The sequence below is a fragment of the Pseudomonas gingeri genome (genome assembly GCF_013385425.1).
Lineage (GTDB): Bacteria > Pseudomonadota > Gammaproteobacteria > Pseudomonadales > Pseudomonadaceae > Aquipseudomonas > Aquipseudomonas gingeri_D.
Genome location: NZ_JACAQA010000012.1, coordinates 52,973 through 77,672, shown reverse-complemented (window position 1 = coordinate 77,672; position 24,700 = coordinate 52,973). Strand labels below are relative to the sequence as shown.

12 protein-coding genes are annotated in these 24,700 nt (G+C 63.0%); 3 read left to right on the top strand and 9 right to left on the bottom strand.

The window, feature by feature from the left end:
* Positions 1-30: 30 nt before the first annotated feature.
* The 3 genes from HX830_RS17270 to putA all read right to left on the bottom strand — a co-directional run bounded on the left by HX830_RS17270 (position 31) and on the right by putA (position 7,908).
* Complete coding sequence (locus tag HX830_RS17270; protein ID WP_103498018.1) at positions 31-1,773, bottom strand: potassium/proton antiporter; 1,743 nt, start codon at positions 1,771-1,773, stop codon at positions 31-33.
* A 102-nt stretch (positions 1,774-1,875) separates the two neighbouring features.
* On the bottom strand, positions 1,876-3,678 hold the full coding sequence (locus HX830_RS17265; protein ID WP_177101450.1) for an acyl-CoA dehydrogenase: 1,803 nt from the start codon (positions 3,676-3,678) through the stop codon (positions 1,876-1,878).
* Positions 3,679-3,954: 276 nt separating this feature from the next.
* Positions 3,955-7,908: a trifunctional transcriptional regulator/proline dehydrogenase/L-glutamate gamma-semialdehyde dehydrogenase gene (gene putA / locus HX830_RS17260; protein WP_177101448.1), complete on the bottom strand. Its 3,954-nt coding sequence runs from the start codon at positions 7,906-7,908 to the stop codon at positions 3,955-3,957.
* A gap of 455 nt (positions 7,909-8,363) precedes the next feature.
* On the opposite strand from putA, the gene putP reads away from it, so the two are divergent.
* Entirely contained in the window at positions 8,364-9,848 is a 1,485-nt protein-coding gene (gene putP, locus HX830_RS17255; RefSeq protein ID WP_177101446.1) for a sodium/proline symporter PutP, read from the top strand.
* A gap of 68 nt (positions 9,849-9,916) precedes the next feature.
* Here the strand turns inward: putP and HX830_RS17250 are convergent, their stop codons facing one another.
* The gene (locus HX830_RS17250; RefSeq protein WP_177101443.1) at positions 9,917-11,185 is read right to left on the bottom strand and encodes an O-acetylhomoserine aminocarboxypropyltransferase/cysteine synthase family protein; all 1,269 of its coding nucleotides are present in this window, start codon (positions 11,183-11,185) and stop codon (positions 9,917-9,919) included.
* Between the two features lie 169 nt (positions 11,186-11,354).
* The gene (locus HX830_RS17245; protein ID WP_177101441.1) at positions 11,355-11,849 is read right to left on the bottom strand and encodes a DUF2165 family protein; all 495 of its coding nucleotides are present in this window, start codon (positions 11,847-11,849) and stop codon (positions 11,355-11,357) included.
* A gap of 151 nt (positions 11,850-12,000) precedes the next feature.
* On the opposite strand from HX830_RS17245, the gene HX830_RS17240 reads away from it, so the two are divergent.
* Entirely contained in the window at positions 12,001-12,837 is an 837-nt protein-coding gene (locus HX830_RS17240; RefSeq protein ID WP_103498024.1) for a 23S rRNA (adenine(2030)-N(6))-methyltransferase RlmJ, read from the top strand.
* 167 nt (positions 12,838-13,004) lie between these two features.
* Here the strand turns inward: HX830_RS17240 and msrA are convergent, their stop codons facing one another.
* The 4 genes from msrA to aceE all read right to left on the bottom strand — a co-directional run bounded on the left by msrA (position 13,005) and on the right by aceE (position 21,369).
* Positions 13,005-13,652 (bottom strand): peptide-methionine (S)-S-oxide reductase MsrA, encoded by a 648-nt coding sequence (msrA, locus tag HX830_RS17235; protein ID WP_152737717.1) that lies wholly within the window; start codon positions 13,650-13,652, stop codon positions 13,005-13,007.
* A gap of 78 nt (positions 13,653-13,730) precedes the next feature.
* The gene (locus tag HX830_RS17230; RefSeq protein ID WP_177101439.1) at positions 13,731-16,424 is read right to left on the bottom strand and encodes a putative bifunctional diguanylate cyclase/phosphodiesterase; all 2,694 of its coding nucleotides are present in this window, start codon (positions 16,422-16,424) and stop codon (positions 13,731-13,733) included.
* A 329-nt stretch (positions 16,425-16,753) separates the two neighbouring features.
* Entirely contained in the window at positions 16,754-18,712 is a 1,959-nt protein-coding gene (aceF, locus tag HX830_RS17225) for a dihydrolipoyllysine-residue acetyltransferase (protein WP_177101437.1), read from the bottom strand.
* Between the two features lie 11 nt (positions 18,713-18,723).
* Complete coding sequence (aceE, locus tag HX830_RS17220) at positions 18,724-21,369, bottom strand: pyruvate dehydrogenase (acetyl-transferring), homodimeric type (RefSeq protein WP_103498028.1); 2,646 nt, start codon at positions 21,367-21,369, stop codon at positions 18,724-18,726.
* Between the two features lie 382 nt (positions 21,370-21,751).
* Between aceE and glnE the strand changes: the two genes are divergently transcribed.
* The gene (glnE, locus tag HX830_RS17215) at positions 21,752-24,691 is read left to right on the top strand and encodes a bifunctional [glutamate--ammonia ligase]-adenylyl-L-tyrosine phosphorylase/[glutamate--ammonia-ligase] adenylyltransferase (RefSeq protein ID WP_177101435.1); all 2,940 of its coding nucleotides are present in this window, start codon (positions 21,752-21,754) and stop codon (positions 24,689-24,691) included.
* Positions 24,692-24,700: the final 9 nt, after the last annotated feature.

The following is a 24,700-nucleotide window of genomic DNA, read 5'->3' as shown; positions in this document are numbered from 1 at the left end:
CGGTCGAGCAGCGTGAAGAAAGTGGGCAGTTTAGAGGAAGAGACCCGGACCCGGGCGACTTCCTTCGGGGAATCTGACGCCGACTTTGCCGATCTTGTTCCCGTCCATGACCGCGACAGTCCACAGGGTGTTGTTCCACTCCACCTGGTCGCCGACGATGGGCGCGCCGCCGACCTTGTGGGCGATGAAGCTGCCCAGGGGGGTATTCGGGTCGACGCCTTCGAGTTTCAGGCCATAGAGGGCCGAGACCGCGCCCAGCTGGGCGTCGCCTTCGAGCACGAAGTCGCCGAAGAAGCGCAGGTCGAGGCCGCGCTGCGGCGCCTGGCTGAACAGCTTGCCGAGGGCCGGGAGGTTGTGTTCATGGCCGATCACGCAGAGCAGGTCATCGACTTCCAGGGTGGTACTACCCGACGGATGGAGCAGTTGCTGGCCACGGAACAGTGCGGCGATACGCGTACCCTCGGGCATTTTCAACTCGCGCAGGGCGGCACCGATGCACCATTTTTCAGCGCCCAGGCGATAGACGAACAGCTCCCACTCGCTGGTGACATGCACTTCCAGGGCGGCCCGGGAGATCGGCGCCGGTTCCGGCGGCACCGTGACCTTCAGCAGCTTGGCTACCCACGGCAGGCTGGTGCCTTGCACCAGCAGCGACACCAGCACGATAAAGAACGCCAGGTTGAAGTAGAGCTGTGCGTGGGGCAGGCCGGCCATCAGCGGGAACACCGCAAGAATGATCGGGACCGCGCCGCGCAGGCCGACCCAGGAAATAAACGCCTTTTCCCGGCCATGGAAGGCCTTGAACGGCAGCAGGCCGACCAGCACCGACAGCGGCCGGGCGAACAGGATCATCCACAGGGCCAGGCCCAGGGCCGGCAGGGCGATGGGCAGCAGGTCGTGGGGCGTGACCAGCAGGCCCAGCACCAGGAACATGCCGATCTGCGCCAGCCAGGCCATGCCGTCGAGCATATGCAGAATGCCGTGGCGGCTGCGCACCGGGCGGTTGCCGATCACCAGGCCGCACAGGTACACGGCGAGGAAGCCGCTGCCGTGCAGGGCGTTGGTCAGGGCGAAGACCACCAGGCCGCCGCTGATCACCAGGATCGGGTAGAGGCCGTTGGCCAGGTTGATGCGGTTGACCAGTTGCAGCATCAGCCAGCCACCACCGAGGCCGATGATGCCGCCGATGCCGAATTCGCGAATCAGGTGGCCGAGCAGGCTCCAGTGCAGGCCGGTCTGGCCGCTGGCGAGCATGTCGATCAGGGTCACGGTAAGGAACACCGCCATCGGGTCGTTACTGCCCGACTCGATTTCCAGGCTGGCGGTGACCCGTTCGTTCAGGCCCTTGCCGCCCAGCAGTGAGAACACCGCGGCGGCGTCCGTGGAGCCGACGATGGCGCCGATCAGCAGGCCCTGGATGATATTCAGGTTGAACAGCCAGGCGGCGGCCATGCCGGTCAGCCCGGTGGTGATCAGCACCCCGACCGTGGCCAGCGACAACGCCGGCCAGAGCGCCACGCGGAAACTCGCGACCCGCGTGCGCAGGCCGCCGTCGAGCAGGATCACGGCGAGGGCGAGGTTACCGACCAGGTAGGCGGTGGGGTAGTTGTCGAAGATGATGCCGCCGCCGTCGACGCCGGCGGTCATGCCCACGGCGAGGATGATCACCAGGATCGGGATGCCGAGGCGCGAGGACAGCGAGCTCACCAGGATGCTTGCGCCTACCAGCAACGCGCCGATCAAGAACAGGCTGTTGATGGTCGTCGCATTCAAAGGCAGTACTCCAGGAAAGCTTGCAAAGGCTGGGCGCAGACTGACCATGCAGTCTGCGTGCCAGCGATTCTAACCTGTTGAAATGTACCGCTGTCAAAAGCTTTAGAACCAGGCGTCCTGCATCGACAGGCAGGTATCGTCCCGCGCTTCGAGAATGGCCAGCTCATGATGGCAGCCCGGGACTTCCCAGGTGAGGAAGTAGCGCGCGGCTTGCAGCTTGCCTTTGTAGAAGGGCAGGTCCGCCGGATTGCCCCTGGCCAGGCCTTCCTCGGCGCGCACCGCCTGTTCCAGCCAGCGCCAGCCAATCACCGTGTGGCCGAACGCCTTGAGGTACAGCGCCGAGTTGGCGAGGCTGCTGTTGACCTTGCCCTGGGCCAGGTCGGTCAGCAGGCCGAGGGTCACGCTTTGCAGGCGTGCGACCAGATCCTCCAGCGGCTGGCGCAGGGTATCCAGGGAGGAATAGGCGGCGGCGCGCTTGGCGGTGTCGGCGATCAGTCGGATCAGCTGCTTCAAGCCGGCCCCGCCGTTCTGCGCCAGCTTGCGCCCCAGCAGGTCGAGGGACTGGATGCCGTGGGTGCCTTCGTGAATCGGGTTCAGCCGGTTGTCGCGGTAGTACTGTTCCACCGGGTATTCGCGGGTGTAGCCGTGGCCGCCGAGAATCTGGATCGCCAGTTCATTGGCCTTGAGGCAGAACTCCGAGGGCCAGGATTTGACGATGGGAGTCAGCAGGTCGAGCAGTTCATGGGCCTGGCGGCGCTCTATCTCGGAGGTCAGTGTGGTGGTGTCATCGAACAGCCGCGCGGCGTACAGGCCGAGATCGAAGGCGCCTTCGACGTAGGCCTTCTGGGTCAGCAACATGCGCTTGACGTCGGCGTGCTGGACGATCGAAACCGGCGCGGTGCTCGGGTCCTTGCTGTCGGGCAGGCGGCCCTGGGGGCGTTCCCGGGCGTACTCCAGGGAATACAGGTAACCGGCATAGCCGAGCATCACCGCGCCCATGCCGACGCCGATCCGCGCTTCGTTCATCATCTGGAACATGTAGCTCAGGCCCTGGTGCGGCTTGCCCACCAGATAGCCGACACAGTTGCCGTTATCGCCGAAGTTCAGCGCCGTGGAGGTGGTGCCGCGCCAGCCCATCTTGTGGAACAGCCCGGCCAGCAGCACATCGTTGCGCGGGCCGAGGCTGCCGTCGTCGTTGACCAGGAACTTGGGCACGATAAACAGCGAGATGCCCTTCACTCCGGGCGGGGCGTCCGGCAGTTTTGCCAGGACCATGTGCACGATATTTTCCGATAGCGGGTGGTCGCCGCCGGAAATAAAGATCTTGTTGCCCTTGAGCCGGTAGCTGCCGTCGGCGGCCGGTTCGGCGCGGGTGCGGATATCCGACAGCGAAGAGCCTGCGTGGGGCTCGGTCAGGGCCATGGTGCCAAAGAAGCGGCCGTCGATCATCGGTTGCAGGAAGCGGCGCTTTTGTTCGTCGCTGCCGAAGCTCTCGATCAGGTTCGCTGCACCCATGGTCAGGAACGGGTAGGAGGTCGAGGCGGCGTTGGCCGACTGGAAGTGGGCGAAACAGGCCTGGGACAGCAGGGTCGGCAGTTGCATGCCGCCATCTTCGAAACTGCGCGCTGCGTTGAGAAAGCCGGCCTCGAGGAAGGCGTCGACGGCCGGTTTCACTTCCGGGATCAGGATCGCTTCGCCGTTTTCGTAGCGTGGTTCGTTTTCGTCGTTCTTGCGGTTGTGCGGGGCGAAGAACTTTTCGGCGATTGTGCGGGCGGTGCCGATGGCGGCGTCGAAGGTTTCCCGGGAGTGTTCGGCGAATCGCTCGCGCTGGGTCAGGCCCTCGGCATCGAGGACTTCGTACAGCTCGAAAGCCAGATTGCGGGAACTGAGCAGCATCTCGGACATGGCGGCCTACCTGTGGGGGAGTGCGCCGAGTCTAGGCGGCTGAATAAGCGGTGCCTAGCAAGATTGATGTGGGTGATGGAGGGGCAGAATTCAGGGAGGTGTGTTGTCTGGGCCGGCCTATTCGCGGGCAAGCCCTGCTCCTACAGTTTTTTGTCACCCTCTGATTTTGTGTACGACACAGGACTGTAGGAGCAGGGCTTGCCCGCGAAAGCGATTTTCCACTGGGTGAAGTCGTCAGGCCTGGCGCCCATTGCGGAGCCAGACCTTCCGCCCGCCTTAACCGATGGTCATCAGGCTGGCGTTACCGCCCGCCGCCGCGGTGTTGACGCTCAACGCCCGCTCGATCACCAGGCGCTCCAGTGCAATGCCGGTTTCGCCCTGGGACAAACCGTGCACACCAACAATCGCGCCGCTACGTTGGGCAATCTGCTGGCAGACCCCGCGCAACTGGTCGGAGTGACCGTGATGCAGCACCGCGTCGAACAACACCTCGTCCTTGGTCCAGTCGGCCACACGCTGGATGCGCGCCTGCACTTCTTTCGGCAAGCGCCCGTAGAGCGCCTTGGCCGATTCGCATTCCGGCCAGACCGCCGAGCCGCCCACGGCCAATACCGCTGCCAGTTGCGTCAGCAGGTCGCCTTCGATGTCCGCCAGGCACAGCACATGCTCGCGGGGCAGGATGGCGTAGCTGTTGCGCTCGCCGGTCGGGCCGTTGAGCACTCGGGTAATCCCGCTTTGCGACTGCGCCGCAAAGGCCGCGCACAGCGCATCGAGGTCCGCCAGCTTCTGGCTCTCGGCCCAGGCCTTCAGGGCGTGGAGCGGCTTGAGCAAAGCTTCGCGCAGACGCAGGTCCGGTGCGGCCAGGGCATCGCCCCGAGCAAAGGACTGTTCGATGGCATCCGTCGGCCGAGTCGACAGCAGGCGATACAGGTACAGCGGCCCACCGGCTTTCGGGCCGGTGCCCGACAAGCCTTCGCCACCGAATGGTTGCACGCCGACCACGGCGCCGACGATATTGCGGTTCACATAGACGTTACCGGCGTGGACATTGTCGATCACCTTGGCAATGGTCTCGTCGATACGGGTGTGCACGCCGAGGGTCAGGCCGTAGCCGGAGGCATTGATCTGGGCGATCAACTGGTCGATGTCCTTGCGCTTGTAGCGCACTACGTGCAGCACCGGGCCAAAGATCTCCCGCTGCAGTTCGTCGAGGCTTTCCAGTTCGATCAGGGTCGGCATCACGAAGGTGCCGCGCTTGCATTCCTCGCCTTCGGCGATGGCCACCTGGTAGACCGTGCGGCCTTTGTCGCGCATGGCCTGGATATGTTTCTCGATACCGGCCTTGGCTTCGGCGTCGATCACCGGGCCGATATCCACCGACAGGCGTTCCGGGTTGCCCAGGCGGCATTCGGCCATGGCGCCCTTGAGCATTTCGATCACGCGGTCGGCGGAATCTTCCTGCAGGCACAGTACACGCAGGGCTGAGCAACGTTGGCCGGCGCTGTCGAAGGCCGAGGACACGACGTCGATCACCACCTGTTCGGTCAGCGCCGAGGAGTCGACGATCATCGCGTTCTGCCCGCCGGTTTCGGCGATCAGCGGAATCGGTCGGCCCTGGGTATCCAGGCGACCGGCGACATTGCGTTGCAGCAGGCGCGCCACTTCGGTGGAACCGGTGAACATCACCCCCTTGACCCGCTCATCGCCCACCAGCCGTGCGCCGACGGTTTCACCGCGGCCTGGCAGCAGTTGCACCACGCCTTCGGGAATCCCGGCTTCGAGCAGCAGGCGCACGGCCTGGGCGGCGATCAGCGGGGTCTGTTCGGCGGGCTTGGCGAGTACCGGGTTACCGGCCGCCAATGCTGCAGCCACCTGGCCGCTGAAGATCGCCAGCGGGAAGTTCCACGGGCTGATGCAGATCACCGGGCCCAGCGGGCGGTGGGCGTCGTTGCTGAAATCGTTGCGCGCCTGCACCGCGTAGTAACGCAGGAAGTCCACGGCTTCACGGACTTCGGCGATGGCGTTGGCGAAGGTCTTGCCGGCTTCGCGGACCAGCAGGCCCATCAGCGGCTGGATCTCGCCTTCCATCAGGTCGGCGGCGCGTTCCAGGATGGCCGCCCGTTCGGTGGGCGGGGTAGCCTGCCAGATCGGCGCGGCGTTCAGGGCGCACTGCACTGCGTTGTCGGCGTCTTCGGCCGTGGCTTCCTGGACATAACCCACCAGGTCGCGATGGTCCGACGGGTTGAGCACTGGCACCGGGGTTTCGCTGCTGGCGACACAGCCCAGCAGCGGCACGGCTTTCCAGTCATTGTGGGCGCTGGCCAGCAGGGCACAGGAAAGCGATGCCAGGCGATGCTCGTTGGCCATGTCGATGCCGGCGGAGTTGGCCCGGTCACGACCGTAAAGGTCACGCGGCAGCGGAATACGCGGGTGTGGCAGGCCGAAGCCGCCTTCCAGGGTCGCCATCTGCTCGATGCTGGCCACCGGATCGGCCACCAGTTCCTGGATCGAGATGGACTGGTCGGCGATACGGTTGACGAAGGAGGTGTTGGCGCCGTTTTCCAGCAGGCGACGGACCAGGTAGGCCAGCAGGGTTTCATGGGTGCCGACCGGCGCATACACCCGGCACGGACGGTTCAGCTTGCCTTCGGAAACCTTGCCTACTACCTGTTCGTACAGTGGTTCGCCCATGCCGTGGAGGCACTGGAATTCGTACTGGCCCGGGTAATAGTTCTGCCCGGCGATATGGTAGATGGCCGACAGGGTGTGGGCGTTGTGGGTGGCGAACTGCGGGTAGATGACTTCCGGTACCGACAGCAGCTTGCGTGCGCAGGCGATGTAGGAAACGTCGGTGTAGACCTTGCGGGTGTAGACCGGATAGCCCTCCAGGCCTTCGACCTGGGCGCGCTTGATCTCGCTGTCCCAGTACGCGCCCTTGACCAGGCGGATCATCAGGCGATGGCGGCTGCGACGGGCCAGGTCGATGACGTAGTCGATCACATAGGGGCAGCGTTTCTGGTAGGCCTGGATCACGAAGCCGATGCCGTTCCAGCCGCTCAGCTGCGGTTCGAAGCACAGGCGTTCGAGCAGGTCGAGGGACAGTTCGAGGCGGTCGGCCTCTTCGGCGTCGATATTCAGGCCGATATCGTATTGCTTGGCCAGCAGGGTCAGTGCCAGCAGGCGCGGGTACAGCTCGTCCATCACCCGTTCGTACTGGGCGCGACTGTAGCGCGGGTGCAGGGCCGACAGCTTGATCGAGATGCCCGGGCCCTCGTAGATGCCGCGACCGTGGGAAGCCTTGCCGATGGAGTGGATGGCCTGCTCGTAGGACGCCAGGTATTTCTGCGCGTCGTGCTCGGTCAGGGCCGCTTCGCCGAGCATGTCGTAGGAATAGCGGAAGCCCTTGGCTTCGAAGCGGCTGGCGTTGGCCAGGGCTTCGGCGATGGTTTCGCCGGTGACGAACTGTTCGCCCATCAGGCGCATGGCCATGTCGACGCCCTTGCGGATCATCGGTTCGCCGCTCTTGCCGATGATGCGGCTCAGGGACGAGGTCAGGCCGGTTTCGTTATGGGTGGCGACCAGCTTGCCGGTCAGCAGCAGGCCCCAGGTGGCGGCATTGACGAACAGCGACGGGCTGTTGCCCAGGTGCGGTTGCCAGTTGCCGGTGCTGATCTTGTCGCGGATCAGCGCGTCGCGGGTACCTTTGTCCGGGATACGCAGCAGGGCTTCGGCCAGGCACATCAGCGCCACGCCTTCCTGGGACGACAGGGAGAACTCCTGCAACAGGCCCTGAACAATCCCGGCACGGCCGCCGGCGCTCTTCTGGTTACGCAGTTTTTCGGCAATCGAGGCGGCCAGCTTGTGGGTGGCCTCGGCCATGGCTGCCGGCAGGCGTGCCTGCTCCAGCAGCATCGGCACCACTTCCGGTTCCGGGCGACGGTAGGCGGCGGTGATGGCGGCGCGCAGTACCGATTGCGGGAGGATGCTTTCGGCGAATTCGAGGAAGCACTGATGGGCGTGGTCGCTCGGAACGTCACCGCTGTCATCGGCGTCGCCACGGGACGAACCGTTGATTTCACCCGGGGTTGCACCGCTCTCGAGCTTTTCCAGGTAATTGAAAATGGCTTGCTTGATCAGCCAATGGGGGGTGCGGTCAATCGAGTGGGCCGCGGCCTTCAGGCGCTCACGGGTCGGGTCGTCGAGTTTGACCCCAAGGGTGGTCGTAGCCATTTTCTTATCCTCATGGTTACCACGATGGCGTGGCATCAGCTGGCAGAAAGAGTAGCGCTGGCTCGATCGAGGTGCAACCGGGTGCAACCCTTTTTTTGCAGGAAAAAACGGCGGCAGATCAGGAATTATTTTCCCACTTGTACCTGGCGCCTTCAGTCCGGGGTTTTCCGGGCGACAGGGGCATTTCTCGCACTGAAAAAGGGCGGGAAATCGTCGGAAAATACGCAAAATTCAATAGGTGCAACTTATTCGGGCGAAATGGGTTGCACCTTATTCGGTTTGTTGAATAGCATTCGCCGCCGCAGTGCAACCTCCTACGTGCGGTAGGTCGTGGCTGGCGATTTTCCTGAGGAAATATCGCTCATAAATGCCTGCTGCGTTTAATCGTCTGACAAACATCATGCTTTGCGTCGGTCGGACCGTCGCTCAATAAAAACAATGCCAGGGATTTTTCAATGAGTGTAAGCAACCCCACCCTGATCACGTTCGTGATCTATATCGCCGCCATGGTGCTGATCGGCCTGATGGCTTATCGCTCGACCAATAACCTCTCCGATTACATTCTCGGCGGCCGCAGCCTTGGCAGCGTTGTCACCGCGCTGTCGGCCGGCGCTTCCGATATGAGCGGCTGGTTGCTGATGGGTTTGCCCGGTGCGATCTACCTGTCGGGGCTGTCGGAAAGCTGGATCGCCATCGGCCTGATCGTCGGGGCCTACCTGAACTGGCTGTTCGTCGCCGGGCGCCTGCGGGTACAGACCGAGCACAATGGCGATGCGCTGACCCTGCCGGACTATTTCTCCAGTCGTTTCGAGGATCACAGCGGCCTGCTGCGGATCATTGCCGCGCTGGTGATCCTGGTGTTCTTCACCATCTACTGTGCGTCGGGCATCGTTGCCGGGGCGCGGTTGTTCGAAAGTACTTTCGGCATGTCCTATGAAACGGCCTTGTGGGCCGGCGCGGCGGCGACCATTGCCTACACCTTTATCGGTGGTTTCCTGGCGGTCAGCTGGACCGATACCGTGCAAGCCACGCTGATGATCTTCGCGCTGATCCTGACGCCGATCATCGTGCTGCTGGCCACCGGTGGCGTCGACACCACCTTCCTGGCCATTGAAACCAAGGATCCGGCCAACTTCGACATGCTCAAGGGCACCACCTTCGTCGGCATTCTCTCGCTGATGGGCTGGGGCCTGGGCTACTTCGGCCAGCCGCATATCCTGGCGCGCTTCATGGCGGCGGATTCGGTCAAGTCGATTGCCAAGGCCCGGCGCATTTCCATGACCTGGATGATCCTCTGCCTGGGCGGCACCGTGGCGGTGGGCTTCTTCGGCATCGCCTACTTCTCGGCGCATCCCGAGGTGGCCGGCCCCGTGGGTGAGAACCATGAGCGGGTGTTTATCGAGCTGGCGAAGATTCTGTTCAATCCGTGGGTTGCGGGTGTGCTGCTGTCGGCGATCCTGGCGGCGGTGATGAGCACTTTGAGCTGCCAGTTACTGGTGTGCTCCAGCGCCCTGACCGAGGATTTCTACAAGACCTTCCTGCGTAAGTCGGCTTCCCAGCGCGAGCTGGTCTGGGTCGGTCGCGCCATGGTGTTGTTGGTGGCGCTGGTGGCCATCGCCCTCGCGGCCAATCCGGAAAACCGCGTGCTGGGCCTGGTGAGCTACGCCTGGGCCGGTTTTGGTGCGGCGTTCGGTCCGGTGGTGCTGATCTCGGTGATCTGGAAGGACATGACCCGCAATGGCGCATTGGCCGGGATTCTGGTGGGGGCAATCACGGTGATCGTCTGGAAGCACTTCAACCTGCTGGGGCTGTACGAAATTATTCCAGGCTTTATCTTCGCCAGTCTGGCGATCTATATCGTCAGCCGGATGGGTGCGCCCTCGGCGCTGATGCTACGGCGCTTCGACGCGGCAGAGAAGCAATTCCGCCTGGAGCACTGATCGAAGGGGGGGGGGCTGAAGCCCTGAACGCTTAGCGGCCCGCCTCCCTGGAGGCGGGCCGTTTTGCTTTAAGCGCGTAGCGCTTGTTGCAGGTCTTCGAGGATATCCTCGATCGCCTCGATGCCAACGGACAGGCGGATCATTTCCGGTTTCACGCCGGCCTTGGCCTGCTCTTGCTCGTTCATTTGCCGGTGGGTGGTGGAGGCCGGGTGGCAGGCCAGGGACTTGGCGTCGCCGATATTCACCAGGCGCTTGAAGATCTGCAGTGCATCGTAGAAACGCACACCGGCTGCATAGCCGCCCTTGAGGCCGAACGAGAGGATCGCCGAAGGCTTGCCCTGCATGTACTTGAGCGCCAGCTCATGGTGCGGATGGTCCGGCAGGCCGGCGTAACTGACCCAGGCCACTTGCTCGTGGGCCTTGAGGAACTGCGCCACCTTGAGCGCGTTCTCGGTATGCCGCTCCATGCGCAAGGCCAGGGTTTCCAGGCCTTGCAGTAGCAGGAAGGCGTTCATCGGCGCCAGGGCCGCGCCGGTATTGCGCAACGGCACGGTGCGGGCGCGGGCGATAAAGGCCGCCGGGCCGAATTTTTCCGTGTAGACCACGCCGTGATAGGCGGCCTCCGGGGTGTTCAGGCCGGGGAATTTTTCCGGGTAGTCGGCCCAGGGGAAAGTGCCGGCATCGACAATCACCCCGCCCAGGGAGTTGCCGTGGCCACCGACGTACTTGGTCACCGAGTGCACGACGATATCGGCACCAAACTCGATCGGCTTGCACAGGATCGGCGTCGCCACGGTGTTATCGACCATCAGTGGTACGCCGCGGGCATGGGCAACCTCGGCGAAGCGCTGGAGATCGACGATATTGCCCGCCGGATTACCGATACTTTCGCAATAGACCAGCTTGGTGTTCTCGTCGATCAGTTCGGCGATGGCTTCGGGTGAGTCGTCGCGGGCGAAGCGCACATCGACACCGAAGCTTGGCAGCAGGTGGGCGAAGAGGGTGTAGGTGCCGCCGTAGAGTTGTGGCGTGGAGACGATATTGTCGCCGGCACGGGTCAGGGTCTGGATCGCGTAGTGGATCGCGGCGCTGCCGGCGGACACCGCCAACCCGGCGATCCCGCCTTCGAGGGCGGCGAGGCGCTGTTCCAGCACATCGTTGGTGGGGTTCATGATCCGGGTGTAGATATTGCCCGGGACATCCAGGTTGAACAGGTCGGCGCCGTGCTGGGCGTTATCGAATTCGAAGGCGACGTTCTGGTAGATGGGCACGGCCACGGCCTTGGTGGTCGGGTCCGACTTGAAACCGTGATGGAGCGCAATCGTTGCGTCTTTCATAAAATCTCGACTCAGTGGAATTCCATTAATGAGCACTGCCAGGCAGGTGCGGTCGCTTAATGGTCTCGTGTGTCTGAGTCGCCAATGACCTTGGGTGCTGCGCCCGTGGTCGGACCGCAAACCGGCGCGCCAGTGTCCGATACTGGCGCGCAATCGGCAAGTGGCCGGATTAAGCCAGCTCGTTGTCCGCCTGATTGACGAAGATCAGCACTCCGAGAATAGCCATGTAGAACTTGAAGGCCGGCTCCTGGCCATTCCAGGTCTGCGATTGCCACATCAGGAACCATTCGCCGCCGACCACCATGAAACCGAAGAACCAGACCAGGAAACCGACGGTTGCGCCGCCGATGACCCACTGCTTCGCCTGGGCGAAGCTGGCGGCGTCGCGTTTGCGCGCTTGCCAGAGTGACCAGGCTCCACGGGCCAGCAGCACCGCGGTCAGGCCTTCGCCGAAGATGATCAGCCAATAGGCGGCGTGCCAGAGCGCGGGGGTGGTGATTGCGCGGTACATCGCGGCATTGTCCGGGAAGGTGGTGTCCATGCTCAGTACATGGCGGACAAAGGCGAAGTTGGAACCGTAGTCGGTGATATTGTTGAACGTGACCATAAAGGCGAAGGCCGCGAGGGCCAGGGTGAGGACAATCTTGGCGTAGCGGGTGGTCATTGCTCGGATCCTTCTTTCCGATAGGCGGGAAAACGACCTTATCACTGCCCGGCCCCGGGAATATGTCAGACACTTCCGATGCCGCCGATACGCTGCGACCTGACGTACGCCCGGGCACAAGGTAAACTTCGCCTCCTTCGCAGGAGTCGCCATGAACTACCGTCACGCCTTCCACGCCGGCAATCACGCCGACGTCTTGAAACACCTGATCCTGACTCGTTTGATCGCCCTGATGGCGCGCAAGGAGCAGCCGTTCGCCTATATCGACAGTCACGCCGGCATTGGCCTGTACGACCTCAAGGGCGACCAGGCCAGCCGCACCGGCGAATACCTGGAGGGGATCGCCCGCTTGTGGGGCGAGCAGGCGTTGCCGGCGGTGACCGCCGACTACATGCGTGTGCTGCACGAGATGAACCCGGATGGCGAATTGCGCTACTACCCGGGCTCGCCGGAGCTGGCGCGACGCCTGACCCGTGAGCGCGAGCGGATCCTGCTCAACGAGAAGCACCCGGAAGACGGCAAGCTGCTCAAGGACAATATGAAGGGCGACCGGCGCGTGGCGGTGCACCTGGGCGAAGGCTGGCATGTGGCGCGGGCCTTGCTGCCGGTAGCAGAGAAGCGTGCGGTGCTGCTGATCGATCCGCCGTTCGAACAGCTGGATGAGATGCAGCGCTGTGCGGCATCGCTCAAGGAAGCCATCGGGCGTATGCGCCAGACGGTGGCGGCGATCTGGTATCCGATCAAGGATCAGCGCGCCCTGAAGCGCTTCTATCAGGATCTGGCCGGTAGCGGTGCGCCGAAATTGCTGCGGGTGGAATTGTTGGTGCATCCGCTGGATACGCCGGCGAGCCTGAACGGTTCGGGCCTGGCGATTGCCAATCCGCCGTGGGGGCTGGAAGAGGAGCTGCGGGAGTTGTTGCCGTGGCTGGCGCAGAAGCTGGGGCAGACCCAGGGTGATTGGCGGATGGATTGGTTGATTGCCGAGTAAGTCGGGGGCCTTGGGTTTTCCCCCGATGCTCTGAACACATCGCGCAACTGTAGGGGCAGGGCTTGCCCGCGAAGCTTTTGGCGCTCTTGAGGGCCTCTTCGCTGGCAAGCCAGGCTCCTACAGGTCTGTGGTGTCCGCAAAACCTGTGTCCGACGCCGGGTGCTGAATCAGATCGGGCAGGTCACGCCCGTGCCGCGAATCCCGCAATAGCCTTCGGGGTTCTTCGCCAGGTACTGCTGGTGATAGGCCTCGGCATAGAAGAAGGTCGGCGCTTCGTCGATTTCCGTGGTGATCGTGCCATGCCCGGCCTTGCTCAGTTCGGCCTGGTACAGCTGCTTGCTCTTCAGTGCCGCTTCCAACTGATCCGGCTTGGTGGCGTAGATCACCGAGCGGTACTGGCTGCCGATGTCGTTGCCCTGGCGCATGCCCTGGGTCGGATCGTGCAGTTCCCAGAACAGCGCGAGCAGTTGCTCGTAGCTGACGATTTCCGGTTCATACACCACCAGAACCACTTCGCTATGGCCGGTCAGGCCCGAGCAGACTTCTTCGTAGGTCGGGTTCGGCGTGAAACCGCCGGCGTAACCCACCGAGGTGCTGTACACCCCTTCACGTTGCCAGAAGCGTCGTTCCGCGCCCCAGAAGCAACCCAGGCCGAAAATCGCGAATTCCACGTTGCCGGGGAAGGGCCCCAGCAGCGGGTTGCCGTTAACGAAATGGTTTTCCGGCACGCTCATCGGGGTTTCGCGGCCAGGCAGAGCTTGTTCTTTGGTTGGGAGCACGTTTTTGTTCACCAGTATTTCCGAGCGCAAGACCATGTCACAGTCCTCTCAGTCAGGTTGGGATAAGCGATACAGTAGGATAGACCGACAGTGTGCCCGAGTGTTACAGCGCTGTCAGGCCAAAGGGCCGCGCGGGTAACGTTTGAGCTGCTGGATCAGGTCGAGACCGGGGATCGGCCGGTCGAACAGGTAGCCCTGGCCGACGTCGCAACGGTGGCGCCGCAGGAAGGTCAGTTGCTCGTAAGTCTCGATCCCTTCGGCCACCACCTTGATCTTCAGGTTGTGGGCCATGGCGATCACCGCGGAGGTGATTTCCATATCGTCCTGGTTGTCCGGGATTTCATGGATGAAGCTGCGATCGATCTTGATGATGTCGATCGGGAATTTCTTCAGGTAGCTCAGGGACGAATAGCCGGTGCCGAAGTCGTCCATGGCCAGGGTCAGGCCAAGCCTTTTCAACTGGTCGAGTTGCTGGTGGGTGTCTTCGGTGGCTTCCAGCAGCAGGCCTTCGGTCAGCTCAAGCTCCAGCAGGGCCGGCGCCAGCTGTTCTTCCTTGAGGATGCTGGCGATGGAGGCCACCAGGTCCGGGTCGGAGAACTGCTTGGGCGACAGGTTGATCGCCACCTGCAGCTTGCCCAGCCCGGAGGCGGTCAGTTGCTTGCTCATGCGGCAGGCCTGGCGCGCGACCCATTTGCCGATCGGGATGATCAGGCCGGTTTCTTCGGCGACGCTGATGAACTGGTCCGGGCGGATCATGCCGCGTTCCGGGTGGTTCCAGCGCAACAGCGCCTCCATGCCCAGCAGGCGGCCGCTGCGCAGGCAGAGCTTGGGCTGGTAGAACACGTCCAGCTCGTTCTGGGTCAGGGCCCGGCGCAGGTTGTTCTCGACGAACAGCTTGTAGCTGGCCTCGGCGTTCAGCGCCTCGGTAAAGACCTGGACCTGGTGCTTGCCGTTGGCCTTGGCCTTGTGCAGGGCCAGGCCGGCGTTGCGCATCAGGGTCTGCGGGTCGCGGCCATGCAGCGGCGCGCTGGCCAGGCCCACGGAGCCGGTGACGCTGATCAGCTGGTTGTCGACGAACATCGGCTTGTCGAGGGTGGTCAGCAGCTGGCTGGCGATCTGTTGCCCGGTTTCCAGGTCGGTATCGTCCAGTAGCACCGCGAATTCGTTACTGGCAAAGCGCGCCAGGCTGCCGCTCGGGCTCAGGCTGTTGCGCAGGCGTCGGGCCAGGCTGATCAGCAGTTTGTCGCCGGTCTGGTGGCCGAGGCTGTCGTTGATCCGCTTGAAGTTGTCGATGTCCACCAGCAGCAGGCTGATGGGCGAGTCGCTGTCGCGGGCGAAACGCTCGTCGAGGTTGCGGATGAACGCCGGGCGGTTGCCCAGGTTGGTCAGGTTGTCGGTGTAGGCCAGGCGTTCGATGCGCTGTTGCGCCAGCTTGCTCTGGGTGATGTCTTCGTAGATGCCGATGTAGTGGGTCAGTTCGCGGTTGTCACCGTAGACCTTGGAGATCGACAGCTGGCCCCAGTAGGGCTCCAGGTTCTTGCGTCGGCTCTTGAACTCGCCTTGCCAGCTATTGCTCTTGGCCAGGCTCGAGGGCGCGTCGAACAGCAGCTCGCTGAGGTTCTCCAGGGCCGGCAGCTCGGAGAGCTTCTGGCCGTGGACTTCCTCGGTGCTGTACTGGGTGATGGCGGTGAAGCTGGGGTTGACGTATTCCACCACGCCTTCGCTGCTGACCAGCAGGAAGGCGTTGGCGCTCTGTTCCACGGCGCGCTGGAACAGGTGCAGGGCGCTGGTGGCGGCCCGTCGGTTGTGGTTGTTGATGACCTGGGCGAACTGGTCTGCCAGCTCACCGGCAAAGGCGATCTCATCGGACTGCCAGGCGCGGCTCTTGCCGGTCTGTTCCAGGCACAGCACGCCGACCACCTGGCCATCGATGCGGATACTGGCATCGAGCATGGCATTGGTGTCCCGTGGGCGCAGGCTTTCGGCCATTTCCCGGGTACGCGGGTCGCGGTTGGCATTGTGGGCGTCGATGGCACGGCTGGTGTGCAGGGCTTCGAGGTAGTCGGGAAAACCACTGACGTCGATGATGTCCGGCAGCACGTATTGCTGGCGATCACGGTGATAGGAGCAGATCGGTACCAGGCGGTTGCCTTCGAGGTTCCAGATACTTGCGCAGTCGATCTCGTAGATGTCGCAGGCGCAGCGGGTGATCAGTTCGGCGGCTTCGAGCAGGGACTTGCCGGCGCTGTAGCGCTGGCGCGCCAGGCGCAGGATCAGGTCCTGCTGGGCGCGTACCCGGTCGAGGTGGAGCAATTGTTCCTGCTGGGCGCGCTGGTTCAGTTCCAGGGCAATCTGCAGGCGGCTGTTCTGGGTTTCCAGGTCGGCGGCCGGCAAGCTCGGCTCCTGGCCGAGCAGGCCCTCGACCACCAGCAGGTAGCCGCGCAGCAGGTGACGGTTGTGTTGTTTGTAGGCTTCACCGACTTCCAGCAGGCTCAGTGGCCCCTGGGTGGTGTGCAGGGTGTAGCGAATCAGGTAATGCGGGCTGTCGACCAGTTGCTGCTGGATGGTGTCGTGCAGCCGGTAACGGGCTTCCGGTTCCATCAGGCTGGCATAGGGCGAGCCGACCAGGGCGCAGAGTTCAATGGCCGGTTGGCCGAACTGGCGCTCGCAATTGGGATCGAGAAACAGCAGTGCCCAGCTTGCTTCATTCAGCCGTTCGAAACGCAGCATGCCGAGCCGCGAGGGCACCGGCAATTGCGTTACTACCTCGGCCGCCAATCTATTGGCGACATCCGGTTGGCTTTTCATTGAGAGCTCGCTTCAAGAGTACGGGTCACGCTGGGTACAAACCGTTTTTCTGGCGTGTTGGGCAAGGTTGCATTAAGCAGGTCAGGCTGACAAGCACAACAGTGGCTCCGTGCCTTCAATGTATCGGCCGAGGAGGGGATTTCTTCAATTGACGGGCGTCGCCACCCGTCTATTTCAAGGGGCGCACGGTGTTTGCTGAATCGTTTATGGCATTGCCCGGAAAACAGGCAAAAAAAGCCCCGCCAATTGGCGGGGTTGAGGTACGAGCGTGGCGCTCGGAAATCGGTACGCGGGCCCGGTCTCCTCAAGGGAAGAGACCGGGTTCGCGGTTACAGCAGGATAGTGCGGATATCCGCCAGCAGGTCGCTCAGGCGCTTGGTGAAGCGCGCGGCGGCTGCACCGTTGATCACCCGGTGATCGTAGGACAGCGACAGTGGCAGCATCAGCTTGGGCTGGAAGGCCTTGCCGTCCCAGACCGGCTGGATGGTGGCCTTGGAGACACCGAGGATCGCCACTTCCGGCGCGTTGACGATCGGCGTGAAGCCGGTGCCGCCAATGTGCCCGAGGCTGGAAATGGTGAAGCAGGCGCCCTGCATGTCGTCGGCGGAGAGCTTCTTGGTCCGGGCTTTTTCAGCCAGGGAAGCCGCTTCGGCGGCGAGTTGCAGCAGGTTCTTCTGGTCGACGTTCTTGATCACCGGAACCAGCAGGCCATCCGGCGTGTCGACGGCGAAGCCGATGTTGACGTACTTCTTGCGGATGATCGCCTTGCCGCTTGGGGCCAGCGAACTGTTGAAGTCCGGCAGTTCCTTGAGCAGGTGAGCGCAGGTCTTGAGCAGCAGCGGCAGGATGGTCAGCTTGACGCCAGCCTTCTCGGCCACGGCTTTCTGGGCCACGCGGAATGCTTCCAGCTCGGTGATATCCGCCGAGTCGAATTGGGTCACGTGCGGCACGTTCAGCCAGCTGCGGTGCAGGTTGGCGGCGCCAGCCTGCATCAGGCGGGTCATCGGCACTTCTTCGATTTCGCCGAAGCGGCTGAAGTCTACGACCGGGATCGGCGGGATACCGGCACCGCCGGTGGCGCCAGCAGGTGCGGCGGCCGGTGCTTCCTTGGCTTTCTGCATCATCGCCTTGACGTAGGCCTGCACGTCTTCCTTGAGGATGCGACCGTGGGGGCCGCTGGCGCTGACCGCGTTCAGCTCGACGCCGAATTCACGGGCCAGTTGGCGTACCGCCGGGCCGGCGTGAACCTTGGCACCCGGGTTGGCCGGAGCGGCTACCGGGGCAGCGGCTGGAGCCGGCGCAGCAGCAGGTGCGGCTTCAGCCTTGGCCGGTGCGGCAGGTGCAACTGCTGGAGCAGGAGCGGCTGGCGCGGCAACGCCCTTGACCTTCAGCTTGAGGATCAGGTCGCCGGTACCGACTTCGTCGTCGAGCTTGATGGAAATGCTTTCCACCACGCCGGCGGCCGGCGATGGGATTTCCATGCTGGCTTTGTCGGATTCGAGGGTGATCAGCGATTGATCGACCTCGACGGTGTCGCCGGCCTTGACCGAGACTTCGATGATCTTGGCCTTGCCCGCCGAGCCGATATCCGGCACGTGGATGTCCTGCACGCTGTCGGCAACCGGAGCGGCCGGTGCAGCCGCTGGCGCCGGAGCGGCAGCAGGTGCGGCGGCGGCTTGGGCCGGTGCTGGGGCAGCGGCCGACGCCGCGCCCGCGACTTTCAGGACCAGGATCAGGTCGCCGGTACCGACTTCATCGTTGAGCTTGACGCTGATGCTTTCCACGACACCGGCGACCGGCGATGGGATTTCCATGCTGGCCTTGTCGGATTCGAGGGTGATCAGCGATTGATCGGCTTCGATGCTGTCACCGACCTTGACCGAGATCTCGATGATCTGGGCCTTGCCCGACGAACCGATGTCCGGCACGTGCACTGGCTGGGCCGAGGCGGCGGCAGGTGCGGCGCTCGGAGCGGCAACTGGTGCGGCGGCCGCAACCGGCGCGGCCGCCTGGGCAACAGGTGCCGGTGCAGCCGCAGGCGCCGCAGCAGCGGCACCTTCGACTTCCAGTTCCAGCAGCTCGTCGCCTTCTTTCAGGCGGTCGCCCAGCTTCACTTTCAGGCTCTTGATGATGCCGGCTTTCGGCGCGGGCACTTCCATGCTCGCCTTGTCCGATTCCAGCGTCAGGATGCTCTGGTCGGCTTCGATGCGGTCGCCGACCTTCACAAACAGTTCGATTACTTCACCTTCACCGCTGCCGATGTCAGGTACGCGAATGAGTTCGCTCACAGGGTGTCTCCTCAGCAGTCCAGTGGGTTGCGTTTTTCCGGGTTGATCCCGAACTTGACGATGGCGTCAGCCACCACCTTGGGTTCGATCTCACCACGGTCAGCCAAGGCTTCCAGGGCTGCCAACACCACGAAATGACGGTCGACTTCGAAGAAGTGACGCAGCTTCTTGCGGCTGTCACTGCGGCCGAAACCGTCGGTACCCAGGACTTTGAATTCCTTGGATGGGACCCACTGACGAATCTGTTCGGCAAACAACTTCATGTAGTCGGTAGAGGCGATCACCGGACCTTTGCGGCCGTTGAGGCATTCTTCGACGTAGCTCAGCTTTGGCTTCTGGCCCGGGTGCAGGCGGTTGCTGCGCTCCACGGCCAGGCCGTCGCGACGCAGTTCGTTGAAGCTGGTGACGCTCCACACGTCGGCGCCGATGTTGAATTGCTCACGCAGGATCTTCGCCGCTTCACGCACTTCGCGCAGGATGGTGCCGGAGCCCATCAGTTGCACGTGGTGGGCCGCTTCCTTGGTGTCTTCCTCGAGCAGGTACATGCCCTTGATGATGCCCTCTTCAACACCGGCCGGCATGGCGGGTTGCTGGTAGGACTCGTTCATCACGGTGATGTAGTAGAAAACGTCCTGCTGCTCTTCGGTCATCTTCTTCATGCCGTCCTGGATGATCACCGCCAGCTCGTAGCCGTAGGTTGGATCGAAGGTACGGCAGTTCGGGATGGTGCCCGCGAGGATGTGGCTGTGACCGTCTTCGTGCTGCAGGCCTTCGCCGTTCAGCGTGGTTCTGCCTGCGGTACCGCCGATCAGGAAACCACGGGTGCGGCTGTCGCCGGCGGCCCAGGCCAGGTCGCCGATGCGCTGGAAGCCGAACATCGAGTAGAAGATGTAGAACGGCAGCATCGGCTGGTTGTGGCTGGAGTACGAAGTACCGGCGGCGATGAAGGAGCTCATGGCGCCTGCTTCGTTGATGCCTTCTTCGAGAATCTGGCCCTTCTTGTCTTCCTTGTAGAACATCACCTGGTCTTTATCGACTGGCTCGTAGAGCTGGCCGACGGAGGAGTAGATGCCCAGTTGGCGGAACATGCCTTCCATGCCGAAGGTACGGGCTTCGTCCGGGATGATCGGGACGATGCGCGAACCGATTTCCTTGTCCTTGACCAGCTGCGCGAGGATCCGCACGAAGGCCATGGTGGTGGAGATTTCACGGTCGCCCGAGCCGTCCAGGATAGCCTTGAGGGTATCGAGTGGCGGCGTCGGGATGTTGAAGCTTTGCGCGCGGCGCTGTGGCACGAAACCGCCCAGTGCGGTACGGCGCTCGCTGAGGTAGCGGGCTTCGGCGCTGTTGGGTTCCGGCTTGAAGAACGGCAGGTTTTCCAGCTGGTCGTCTTTGACCGGAATGTCGAAACGATCGCGGAACAGCTTCAGGCTTTCGACATCGACCTTCTTGGTGTTGTGCGCGGTGTTCTTCGCTTCGCCGGCACCGGTGCCATAACCCTTGATGGTCTTGGCCAGGATGACGGTCGGTTGTTCCTTGTGGTTGACCGCTTCGTGGTACGCCGCGTAGACCTTGTACGGGTCGTGGCCGCCACGGTTGAGTTTCCAGATCTCGTCGTCGGACAGGTCGGCAACCATCGCCTTGAGTTCCGGCGAGTTGAAGAAGTGTTCACGCACGAACGCGCCGTCTTTGGCCTTGTAGTTCTGGTACTCGCCGTCGATGACTTCGTCCATCCGGCGTTGCAGGATGCCGTCGACGTCCTTGGCCAGCAGTGGGTCCCAGAAACGGCCCCAGATGACTTTGGTGACGTTCCACTGGGCGCCACGGAACACGCCTTCGAGTTCCTGGATGATCTTGCCGTTGCCGCGAACCGGGCCGTCGAGGCGCTGCAGGTTGCAGTTGATGACGAAGATCAGGTTGTCCAGCTTCTCGCGGCCGGCCAGGGAGATGGCACCCAGGGATTCCGGCTCGTCGCACTCGCCGTCGCCCAGGAAGCACCAGACCTTCTGCTTGCCTTCAGGGATGAAACCGCGAGCTTCCAGGTACTTCATGAAGCGTGCCTGGTAGATCGCCTGGATCGGACCCAGACCCATGGATACGGTCGGGAACTGCCAGAAGTCCGGCATCAGCCAAGGGTGCGGGTAGGACGAGAGGCCCTGACCGTCGACTTCCTGGCGGAAGTTGTTCATCTGTTCTTCGGTGATGCGGCCTTCCATGAACGCACGGGCGTAGACGCCTGGCGAGGTGTGGCCCTGGAAGTAGATCAGGTCGCCGCCGTGTTCGTCGGTCGGGGCCTGGAAGAAGTAGTTGAAACCGATGTCATACAGGGTGGCGCTGGAGGCGAAGCTGGAGATGTGACCGCCCAGGTCAGAATCTTTCAAGTTCGTGCGCATTACCATGGCCATCGCGTTCCAGCGCACCAGCGAGCGAATGCGGCGTTCCATGAACAGGTCGCCAGGCATGCGTGCTTCGTGGGTGACGGGAATCGTGTTGCGGTAAGGCGTGGTGATGGCGTAGGGCAGTTGCGAGCCGCTGCGGGTCGCGAGTTCGCCCATACGGGTCATCAGGTAGTGAGCACGGTCTTCGCCTTCTTTGTCGAGAACCGATTCCAGGGCGTCCAGCCATTCCTGGGTTTCGACGGGATCGAGGTCTTGCATGGCTTGCTCCAGGGCGGAAAGGCTTCCAGAATCGGTTGCCTGAGTTTGCGACTGGCCTTGTGGGCAGACGACATAAATTCTTGGATGTCCGGAGGTTGTACCGGAGTCCTGTAGTTTTACTACAAATCGTCGACCATTTCAGCCTTTCGAATGTATAGACGAGTAGTAAAACTACAGATCGACGAGTAAAAACTTCCTGCTATGTTGTGAGCGTAATCGATATTGTTGGTTGGAAAATAATCAAGGTGACCACCTTTTTGAGGCTGGCTGCCAAAAAATAACCATTATCAGCTATTTCTAACTTTTGTTCGACAGTCCTTTCCAGAGCGTGTTTCTCGCTATCACAGACTGCGGCTGATTGTTCGATCACCAAGGATAGACCATGAGCCTTCCAATGTTGGCCGACCTGCCGGCCATTCTCCTGCCTGCCGCCAGTCGTGCCGAGCAGTCGTTTCGTGCTGCCGTCGCCGCCCTGGAGGATGATCACGGGCTGAGCGAATGGACCGCGCCACGCTGGGCGCAGTTCGCCCGGGTCGGCGCGGCCAGCGACTTCTTTATTGAACAATCGCTGCGTGACCCTTTGATGTTGCTGGAGCTGGCGCAGTTCGGCGACCTGGATCGCGGCTTCGCGCCGGGGGAGATGTGCGGGCAGATCGCCGCGGCGTTGCAGCAGGTCGAAACCGAGGACGAACTGGGCCGCGCCCTGCGCCGGCAGCGCACGCGCCAGCAGGTGCGGATCATCTGGCGCGACCTGACTCGCCAGGCGGACCTGGTGCAGACCTGTCGCGACCTTTCCGACCTGGCCGACGCCTGCATCGACCAGGGGTATCACTGGTTGTATCCACGGCATTGCCAGCAGTTCGGCACACCCACCGGGCGGCGCAGTGGCGAGCCGCAGCAGATGGTCATCCTCGGCATGGGCAAGCTCGGTGCCGTGGAGTTGAACCTGTCTTCCGACATCGACCTGATCTTTGCCTACCCGGAAGGCGGCGAGACGGTCGGGACCAAGCGCCCGCTGGACAACCAGGAGTTTTTCATCCGCCTGGGCCAGCGACTGATCAAGGCACTCGACCCTATCACCGTCGACGGCTTCGTGTTCCGCGTCGACATGCGCCTGCGCCCCTATGGCTCGGCCGGCGCGCTGGTGTTGAGCTTCAACGCGCTGGAACAGTATTACCAGGACCAGGGGCGCGACTGGGAGCGCTACGCGATGATCAAGGCGCGGGTGGTGGCCGGCGACCAGGTGGCCGGCGCGCAGTTGCTGGATATGCTGCGGCCCTTCGTCTATCGGCGCTATCTGGACTTCTCGGCCATCGAAGCGTTGCGCACCATGAAGCAGTTGATCCAGCAGGAAGTCCGGCGCAAGGGTATGGCCGAGAATATCAAGCTGGGTTCCGGCGGCATTCGCGAGGTCGAGTTCATTGCCCAGGCCTTCCAGCTGATTCATGGCGGGCGTGACCTGAGTCTGCAGCAGCGCCCGTTGTTGAAGGTACTGGGGACCCTGGAAGGCCAGGGTTACCTGCCGCCGGCGGTGATCGGCGAGTTGCGCAGCGGCTATGAATTCCTGCGCTACACCGAACATGCGATCCAGGCGATTGCCGACCGCCAGACCCAGATGCTGCCCGATGGCGAGAAGGATCGCGCGCGTATTGCTTTCATGATGGGCTTCGACAGTTGGGAGGCGTTTCATGAGCGGTTGATGTACTGGCGCGGGCGGGTCGACTGGCATTTCCGCCAGGTGATCGCCGACCCGGACGAAGAAGATGGCGCCGATTGTGAAGTGATGGTCGGCGGCGAATGGCTGCCGCTGTGGGAAGAGTCCCAGGATGAAGAGGCGGCCTGCCGGCAGTTGCAGGAAGGCGGTTTCAAGGATGCCGCCAAGGCCCTGAAGCAACTGACGGCGCTGCGCACCAGCCCGCAGTTGCGCGCCATGCAGCGGCTCGGTCGGGAGCGGCTCGATGCCTTTATCCCGCGCTTGCTGGCCCAGGCGGTGGAGCATGCCGATCCGGACCTGGTGCTGGAGCGGGTGCTGCCCCTGGTGGAAGCCGTGGCCCGGCGTTCGGCTTACCTGGTGCTGCTCACGGAAAACCCCGGTGCCTTGCGCCGCTTGCTGACCTTGTGTGCCGCGAGCCCCTGGATTGCCGAACAGATCACCCGCTTCCCGATGCTGCTTGACGAGTTGCTCAACGAAGGCCGGCTATTCAAGCCGCCCCTGGCGCCGGAGCTGGCCGCGGAGCTGCGTGAGCGCCTGACGCGGATTCCGGAAGACGACCTCGAGCAGCAGATGGAAGCCTTGCGCCACTTCAAGCTGGCGCATCGTCTGCGGGTCGCGGCCTCGGAAATCTCCGGCAGCCTGCCGTTGATGAAGGTCAGCGACTACCTCACCTGGCTCGCCGAAGCGATCCTCGAACAGGTGCTGGCCCTGGCCTGGCGCCAGACCGTCGGCCGCCATGGTTCGCCACGACGTGTCGATGGCAGCCTGTGCGACCCGGGCTTTATTATTGTCGGCTACGGCAAGGTCGGTGGTATCGAGCTGGGCCATGGTTCGGACCTGGACCTGGTGTTTATCCACGACGGCGACCCGAATGCCGAGACCGATGGCGCCAAGCCTATCGATACCGCGCAGTTTTTCACCCGCCTGGGCCAGCGGATCATTCACCTGCTGACCACCCAGACCAACTCCGGCCAGCTCTATGAAGTGGACATGCGCCTGCGTCCGTCCGGGGCTTCGGGGCTGCTGGTCAGTTCCCTGGGCGCTTTCGAGCGTTACCAGCAGAACGAAGCCTGGACCTGGGAGCACCAGGCGCTGATCCGCGCCCGGGTGCTGGTAGGTTGCAACGAGGTCGGCACGGCGTTCGAGAAGGTACGCGCGGCGGTGCTGGGGCGTGAGCGGGATTTGCCGACCTTGCGTCAGGAAGTCAGCGAGATGCGCGCCAAGATGCGCGACAACCTGGGGAGCAAGGCCACCGCGGCGGGCACGGCGGCCAATGCCTTCGAGGCCACGGCGCCCTTCGATATCAAGCAGGATGCCGGTGGTATCGTCGATATTGAATTTATGGTGCAATACGCGACATTGGCTTGGTCGAAAGCGCACCCGGCGTTACTCCGCTATACCGACAATATCCGCATTCTCGAAGGGTTGGAGCAGGCGGGCCTGATCCCCGCCACGGACGCCCACCTGCTGCGCGAGGCCTACAAGGCCTATCGCTCCGCCGCCCACCGCCAGGCGTTGCAGAAGGAGGCGGGGGTGATCACCGGCGATCAGTTCGCGGTCGAACGCCGCGATGTCATGCGGATATGGACCGAGCTGGGGCTAAGCTGATTGATATTT